Raw genomic sequence first — 9,189 nt, forward strand, 5'->3', positions numbered from 1 at the left:
ATGCACATTCAATTTTTTTATCCCTTTTTTCAATGCGTTAAGATAAAAATTCGTGTGGAACTCTCAGCATCTAGCCCGTTTAAACCCACATTGCTTGATGAAGTACAACCTCATTTTGATGTAGAGAAAAAATGGGAAGGGACTTTAAATATGATTTTATCTAAAGCCCAGACTTTTAACCGTGCCCAACAAGCACAATTGGCACGCTTGGCCATTCGCAGTAGTGAAGAGCCTGAGTTTATTAATGAATTGGTGGCGCAATTGTCCCATCAAAATTTTGATGGATTGCGTGAGGTAACGCTTACACGGTTATTAGCTGAAAAAGAGCCTGAACTGTATTCGGTAATTTTGGAGCAATGCATTGATTTGGTGAGTTTGAATCCGGAAAATATCGAGGCACCCCAATGGAAAGCAGTATGTCATTTATGGCTTGAAACTTTAATCAAGCATCCTGACTTGATGAAGAGCTTGAAAAGGATAGAGCTTTTTGATAGTCCTAAAAAAGAATTAATACTAAATATTATTGCTTACAGTAGTTTTCCTTCACATATTTATCCTACTGTGCCCCGTACGAATTATTTTAAAGACGGCGCACACCCAAAAATACTGAAATTAGAGGAGAAGTTAGCTACTCTTTCTAACGAAGAGTTAACTATGATTGCGATGTGTTATCCAAGAAAACCTGCTCCTGATACGCGTGACGTGCTAGCATTTATTAAAAACAGCAATGAGGTTCCTCTAGACAAGGCTTTAAGTTTATTTTTAACTGAAGAGCAAGCATTATTTCGTCAAGACTACCAACAGTTATCCAGTACGCGTGAGTTTGATTTAGAGCGGATGCTGAAATTAACTTATGTAACTCGTGGTAAAGAAAATAAACGAATTTCGCCTGCATCAGGGGCTAAATTAATACTTATGTTGCAATATTTAAAACGGCTGGAACAAGGGCAAGATTTGGTATTGCAGGGTACTAAACCTTTGAGCCAAATGACGCAAGAAGAATTACAACGCGCATTTAGTGATTGTTCTGAAGCTGCGCAATTGCAACCTGATAATGGGCGCTTGCAAATACAAATTTGGGCCATTTTATTTGAAACTTTAGGACGTAGCACCGGCAAATACCCTCATTTGGCACAACAGTTTGCTTTGATCGCTACTCAGGTTCTTTTAGCTGAAGATCCTTCCAGTATTTTGCAATTAAAGACTGGGGAGGGAAAGAGTAACTTTGTGGCTTTACGTGCCGCGCGACACGCTGCTAAAGGGGATAAAGTGACTGTGTGTACGGCAAAATGGAGCTTGGCAGAACGTGATTTATTGGATTATCAGCAATTTTTTGATTACTTACAACTAACTACTGCCAATATTCATGCACGTTCATCACACGACACTTATGCACACGCACAAATTGTTTATACCACACCTGGAGATTTGTCTTTATTTCTCGATGAACAAGCCAGTCAAGGGACTGCAATTGAGATAAACAAAGCAACAAATGTGGCCTTGGGTGATGAATTTGACTTTTTGTATTATGAAGGACAAAAAACTCAATTTAACTATGCACGGCATACGGGTACTACCCCTAAAGAAATGGCTTGGTTTTATCGTGGAATCAATATGTTTTACGATAATCTGCCAGCTAAGAAAACGCCAATTACTCCTCAGGTAGTGCAGGAATGTTTTAAATTCCTCAGCATTCAGGCTTCGGAAGAGGGGCGTATTTACCTGGAGTCGCTGACCCCCATGATGCTGTTGAGTTGGTTGCAATCGGCTCATGAAGCTGCAAGCTTAGAAGTGGGTATTAATTATACCGTGCGTTTAGAACAGGTGAAAATTGGTGAAGAGGAGTTCTCTCTACGGGAAATTTATCCTTTAACAAAAGACATGCAAACCGCAGTAGGATCTACGTTCAGTCATGGGGTACATCAATTGCTGGCCGAGCGTCTCAATTTTGAAGCGCAACTGAATGGGGAGGCGCAGGATTATCATGTGCATCCTGAAAGTGACATCATTAGTTCCCAAGTGTTTTCGCAACGCTTAAAAAGCTGTTTTGGCCATTGGGAAGGATTTACCGGAACCGTATCATCTTCACAGGCACTTGAATTGAATCAAGTGCACCATACGGCTGTGCTTCGGGTGCCTACGAATCAGAAAGATTTGCGTAAGTGGCCTAAGCCTGAATTTTTTACAGCTGAAGATCAGCGCTTACAGTCTATGGTCAGAGACATTAAAAAAAGGATTGCTGAGAAAAAATCTATTTTGTTGTGTTGCGCTACTGATGCTGAAGTTAACTATATGACTAAAGCGTTGGAGCCGTTTTTCACAGATGAAGAATATGCGCATCATTTTCTTGCTTATACCAATGAATCACACGATTCTCCTGCAACTATTTTAAGGAAAAAAACGCACATGGAAGGTTCTAATTTAGGTCAAAAAGAGCATGGCGTAGTATTAATCGCTGCAGGATTTGGGCGTGGGGATAACGTTGGGGTTGAAACGGTGATGCTAGGTTCCGTTCATGATGAAAATGATTTGGGGCAAAAAGGTGGGAGAACAGCGCGTAATGGCACTGAAGGTGAAGTATTGCAATATTATATTGTTAAAGAAATAGACCAGGAGCTGGGATCGTTACGTCAAATATTAGTTGCTAATGAGGATTTATATAAGCAAGTGATGAAGGAACTTACTACTGATGCACACCATCCGATGCATACAATGGCTGATTTTTTTAATCCCAATCTAAAAAGCGGATTAAATACTATCCCCGCTGAAACGAAATCTAATATGCTGCTACGTTTACGGGAATTCATTGCCGCGCAAGATAATTACCCCTCTTTGGTTTACCATGAAGCGAAGGCGATGATTTCTTCTGAAGGAATTCGTTTAATTGGTATCGCTGATGTGGAACAAAAAGAAGATTTAATTAAAGGCTTTGCGACGTTTTTAAATGATTTGGAAAAGGAATGGATGAAAATCCAAACCGCGCATGTGGATATTGATGATCGCATTGATGCACTTTATGGTTTTGTTACTAGAAACACGGAAGCTCATCATCGTTTAGGTTATTTGTTTAAAGATGTAGGGGAAATACGTTGTCATTTTAAGCAACCAGAAAAACCGCAATTTTTATTGGATAGAGCGTTGCCTAAATTAAGCGCTCAAGAGAGTTTAATGGCTGAAGCATACAGGCTTATCTTAAAATTAGATGGTTTGTCAGAATCAATGGATGAGTGGAATCAGATGGCGAAATATTTGTCTTCTTTAAATAGCATCCAACTCACGGCGTTATTATCAATTTATCGCAACAGTACAGTCATTTCTTTTGATGGTTTCTTAGATCAACTGGTTGCCTTAGCAGATAAAAACAAAAAATTTGTTGAGGATTTGGAAGAGCTTACAGATGGGAAACAAGACCTTTTGGATGTTACACTCAGTTCCGAGGTGCAAAACGCGTTGATAGGGATGCCTACAGACGTAAGTAACTTGGCTCGTTCTTATCTGGTAGCGCAGGGGCTGGATGATGTTGATGAACGTGTTGCGAAGGCCACTCCTTTAATTCACTTTAGTGTAGGCAATAAGAGTGGCCTTTCTTATTGGGAGCATTCAGCCCGCGATGCGTTAATAAGCTTACCGTCAGGGTGCTTAACAGGTAAACCTATCGTTTCTTTGGATGCGAGCATTATTTTAGGGCTTAAAAAATTCCTCGATACTTTTGTCGGATCACAGGATGAAAAAACTTATGTGCTGCTCTTTAGGCAATTTTTACAGAGTATGGAGCATCAACCAGAGCAGCGTAAACGCTTTTTAAGCGACTATGAGGCTATTTTAAATAAAGCGAAACAGCCTAAACAGGTGCTTGCAAATTTGGCACAACTTGCGGCAACATTAAAAGCGCCTGAGCACTTTGTCATTTTGAAGACTTTAATTGAGAAAATGAGTGCTGAATATAAAAAACCACGCGTCTCTATTGAGGAGCTGGACAGGATTTGGGAAGATCTTTTAAAAGCAGGTCCGCAGCTTCTAAAATTTTTACCACTGATTGAAACTCATTTGGCAACAGAAGGTAAAGAGTATGTTTCTATGCTCCATATAATATCTCAATTAGAACCAAAGCTAATCACCGCTTCACAAGAATTTTTAAAAGTGCTCTATTCCTTAAGTTCTGCTGAGGCTACTAAACGAGATAAAGTTCGAGCTTATGAATACATTGTTCATCAGATGCAAGAATCTTTTGTTGGTCAAAATTCTGTACTTTTAGATAGGATTTTTGAACTTTTTTCAGACTTTTTAACTAGTACTGAGTTTTTAGGTTTTGAGGATAAGAAGAGCTTATTTGAGGGAATGCGCGAGCTGAGCTCCTGTGATCCTAATGTGATAAAAGAGTTACTCCTTAAATATAGGGAAATGCCTAAACTACTTTCCTTGGTGTATTTGTTCAAGTACATTCCCAGGAAGCATGCTGCAAATTTACTAGAGCTTCAAGTAATAATTAAGCATTTTTCACCTACGGATGAATTCATTAATGAGGAAATTTCAGGAATAAGCGCGTTACTCGAAGCCATACCTTCCAAGATAAGTCTTAATGAGTTAGGGGAAATACTGCAAGCCTTTGATGATAAAGAGGCAATGACTGATTTATTGTATCTGTGCAGTCATCTGCCAGAGCATGCAGCAAATTTATCGGCGCTTGAGATAATTGTTAGACATTTTTCACCTGTTGATGAATTCAAAGAGGTGAGTATTGCAGGAATAAGAGCATTACTCAACGCCATCCCTTCTAAAATAAGTCTTAATGATTTAGAGAATAAACTGCAAGCATTTGATAATAAAGGCACAATGACCAAGTTGTTGTATCTGTGTGAACACTTCCCAGAGCATGCGGAAAATTTACTGGCATTTGAAGTAATTTCTGATTACTTTTTACCCAACAATGAATTGAAAAATGTGGAAATTGCAGGAATAAAGAACTTACTCAAAGCCATACCTTCTAAAATAAGCTTTAATGAGTTAGAGAATAAACTAAAAGCATTTGATGATAAAAAGGATGTGGCTTATTTATTGTATTTATGCAATCGCTTCCCAGAGCATGCGACTGATTTACTTTCTTTCAAAGATGTAGTGAGCTCTTTACATTCTGACTATTATCAAAACGAATTAGAGGAAGGCCAGAAACAAGCTTATCTTGCAGGATTTAAGGTATTACTTGACAAGCAATTAATTAAGGCAGATGCAAATCTTCCTGTTCGCTTGAGCTTTATAAGTGATAAACAGAAGGAAAAATTATTTTTATTCTTCAAATCATTTCCTAGTTATGTAAGCAAAATCAGTGATACTGATTTTCTGCCTTGGGCCAATTATTTATGTTCTCTAGAATATGAAGAGTTACCCTCGGAAGTGCAAGAAATTACTTTTCCTGCCGTACAAAATTTATTAAAGAAAGGCAAGACTATTTTTGCTGATGCCAAGGGAGTTGCTCAGTTTGCTGCACCTAAAGAGATGACGCAATTATTGCTTCTTGCAGAACAATATCCTGCTCAGGCGGATAAATTACTGGCTTTAAAACCATTAATCGCCGTCATTGCTAAAATGGATGATCCCTCTGCCCAGGAAGTTGCACGGCGTGCTGTAGGTAATTTTCTTGAAAATCAAAATCGATTTAAGACACCATTTGATTCAATTAAGGCGCACATCGCTGCATTAACCCCTCAGGCATTGGAACGTCTCTTAAATTATTGGCAGCTTCTTCCTGATCATGCAGTAAGTATTATGCAAAATAACTTAGCGCAGATTACAGCTGACGGAATGACTACCGAACAGCTTGCTATTGTTGAAGAATTTTATAAGCAAGAGGATAAGAATACCTGGATTCGTAACAATATCATGAAGAAGAAACCGCTAGAAAGAGTGGCTCTGATGACGTTTTTGCGCCATGGAGATTTCATTATCAAAAAACCAGATAATCGTGGACCTAAATTTACTGAGCAGACCAATAAGAAATTATTTGAAGCCGGTCTGGATTGTTACCAGCAACACATTAATAAGCTGTTGCAAAAGCAACAAAAGAAAGCTCATCGCGGTTTATCTATACTGCAACAACAGCAGATTAAGGACATAATGGCAGAATTCAGTTCTATCGGGAAAGCGAGGGATGCTATTACTGCTGCAGTCAGTGTAAAAACAAATTTAAAAAGTAGCATTCAAGCCCAAGTAGCAGTTTATGAAAAAACCTGGATCAAAAATAGCGAACGCTATCAATCCATTCAACATAGGATACAAGGTTTAAGCCAGAGCGCTGGGTTAAATACTTATAATGATACTTTGGCTGAGATACGTCGAATAAAGCAAGAGCTAATGCAAAAGGATGTGCAAATTGCCGCGAAGCAATTTTTGCCAAGGCTCCACTTTTGGGGACAAAGCCGTTTGTACCGTACTTTAAATAATATCGAGGATTTGGTAGTAAAATCCTGGATGGAAGATGCACGGCAACAAATTGAATCTGCAGATAAATTCGCTGAGAGCTATCAAACCACTTGCGATATGTACGTTGATAAATTTAAGGATGCATTAGCTATATGGGGGCAAGAACAACGTTCCATATTTAAGCTACCGGCATCAAACATACTTAACAATATTCAAGGGAAGGATAATGAAGAAATTGTACGTTACTTAAAAGATAATCCTAAGGTGATGAATGCACTTCCTGGAACCTTGAAAGCAATTGCAAAAGAGGTATTAACCCATGACAGTTACACTCCACCAAGTGGCAAAGAGAAAGGACTCTAGATTAAAGATATTCGTTATTCAATAGTGGTTATTTGATATTGTTAAGCAATTGCCTTTTTAAGGTAATTGCTTTTTTTTGGGGTTTTAAGACACTTAACTTATTTCATAATAAAAGTTATTGGTACAATTAATATTTGTAATATTGACTTAATAACTCTTATTTATTTTGAACTCTGGGTTATGCGACATGCTTAGATTGATTCTCAAATAATAGAGGAGCAACTGACCCAATAGCAGAATGTCGGGTACCATCCCTCCACTAAGTTGGAATTTAATATAACTAGCTTAGTATTCGAATTTGGATGGGATTTTTCATGGTCTTAGATTGTAGTTCATGAACAAGTTAAAAGAGGTGGTAGCGGTTCGATTTTCGCTTCCACCATATAACTATTTGATTTATAAAAAAAATATTAATTTTCCCATATAAATCATACATATTTAACTTGATTTATCAAAAAAAAGACTTCATTATGTTTTTTTTCAGGACAGGGTATATTCCATGTAGTCAGAACGAGTTATTTTTGACTGCATCATCAAGCGGTGTTATGGATGCCTTTTGTGACCTGGTAGCTGGGAATAAGAATAAATTACTCATAAGGAGAGTCAACCGATGATAGAATTGTTGATCGTAGTAAAAGAGTTTCTTGAGATTCTGCATTTGCTGCGAGTGGGGTATGAAACTGGCCATGACGTAGTGCATGTTCTGAATCCGAAAAAGAAAGAGCAAGAAAAAATAGCGTATGATGCTGCAGACATTAACACGATTAAAACGGAAGCAGACACGTACTTAACTCAGTTAACTGGGTGTGTTAATCATTTAGAAAATGCAAAAGTTTATTTATTAAAAATTAAGCACGTCACCGAAGAGCTTCCTAAAGCGCTCACTAATCCTCATCGTTTATCCTCTAAATTAACCGAGTTCATGAGTCATTTATACTCTGCGAACCGACACAGTAATCAATTTTTATTAACGCTGACCCCGCCACCGCGGCAATGCTTGTATCGTGCGAACTCACTTGGTGGCGTTAATACCATAGCGCGTTATAATCATTCGTTAAACGCAATGAAACAATTTGTTGCGGACATAGACCAATTAAAACAAGAAATTAATGCGGAGTTTCAAGAATTTTATGCGACTTTGCCGACAAACGCTAATGCAGAAGCAATACGCGAAAGCATTCGTCAGTGTATCGACGGGTTTACGTCGATAGAAACAACAATGAGTGATATCCTGCCAACAAATAAACAACTCGCTACTATTTGTACCAAAATCATCCAGAGCCATAAAGAATTTAAAGAGCACTACCTAAAGGGACAACCAGAGCCTTGGGAAAACGATCCGAATTGGTTTCCTCTGCTGAGTAAAGAGGACCAACTGGAATGTGGCCAGCGTATTTTTCTCCATGCGATGAATGAAACTAATTTTAGCGAGGATGAAAAATTACGGTTTGCTGAACTGTTCTTACGTAAACCCGTTTCAAAACAGCCAATCAAGCAGGTTGAAGTAGAACTTAAGGCATACCAAATGGCGGGCATTTTACGCGATTGGCAAATCGACAAGTGCGAACAAATGATTGAGTTTCTCCAGCAGATACAGCAAGACAATCCCGTTCCGAGCGACGATCCTGATGGGCTTTTGGCGTGGCTTACAACAGAAAGAAAAAAGTACACGTCCATTCATTGGCTCAAAGAAATTCTGGTTTCACCCTGTTGTTTGAGCACACGAAGCTTGGATGAGGTACTGAACATCCTTAAGGGACACACGACTCTAAAAGAAAAACCAGAGACTCTGATGCGCGAATATGAACACATTCATTGGGCTGCGGTTTGGGAAAAGAGTGATGCGTTAATCCAGTTTCCGAAATTTCAAACAGAAATTCTTCCTAGAACCCGCTTGCAGCCGGACGAGCCATCCCCACTCAAGGTGGTTTCTTCGGGCATGCAAAAACTTGCCACAGCGCTTCATGCAGAAATTATGGAGTTAAAAGCGGTATTACAAACGAATAAAGTGTCTTATGACGATGAGATTGCTTTATGTGCAACCAAAGAACAAAAAGCACTCGAAGACCAAAAAAAACAAGAGCATGAGCTGGGCGTTGCGCGGACTAAACGCGCTGCGACACGTATTCCTGCATGTACTTCTGCACGCAGCAGTTTATATCCTTATCTGTATAAGGCCGGAACGATTAATGAAGTGGAACAAAAGCGAAAAGTGCCTACTCCCGAAGATTTATTGCAGATAATCTACCAAGGAGTGAATCCAAATGAGGTGTGTTTCTGGCGCATTGAGTCCAATTCGCCACCGCAGCAATTGTTTCAGTATTTTCATCCGAATAAACCGAAGGATACGCGAATTAAGGCGTGGATTTATGCGCACACCACCTGTCAAGTGAATATGTTGTCTTTATT

General features: G+C 38.9%; 2 protein-coding genes. Both read left to right on the forward strand.

The features are described 5' to 3' along the window. Window positions 1–54: 54 nt before the first annotated feature. Window positions 55–6,780: a hypothetical protein gene (locus WA877_RS05810; RefSeq protein WP_425169988.1), complete on the forward strand. Its 6,726-nt coding sequence runs from the start codon at window positions 55–57 to the stop codon at window positions 6,778–6,780. A gap of 610 nt (window positions 6,781–7,390) precedes the next feature. Continuing rightward, on the forward strand, window positions 7,391–9,189 hold a 1,799-nt coding region (locus WA877_RS05815; protein ID WP_425169989.1), incomplete at its 3' end, for a hypothetical protein.

It is taken from the genome of Legionella sp., from assembly GCF_049790535.1.
In the GTDB taxonomy this organism is placed as follows: Bacteria; Pseudomonadota; Gammaproteobacteria; order Legionellales; family Legionellaceae; genus Legionella.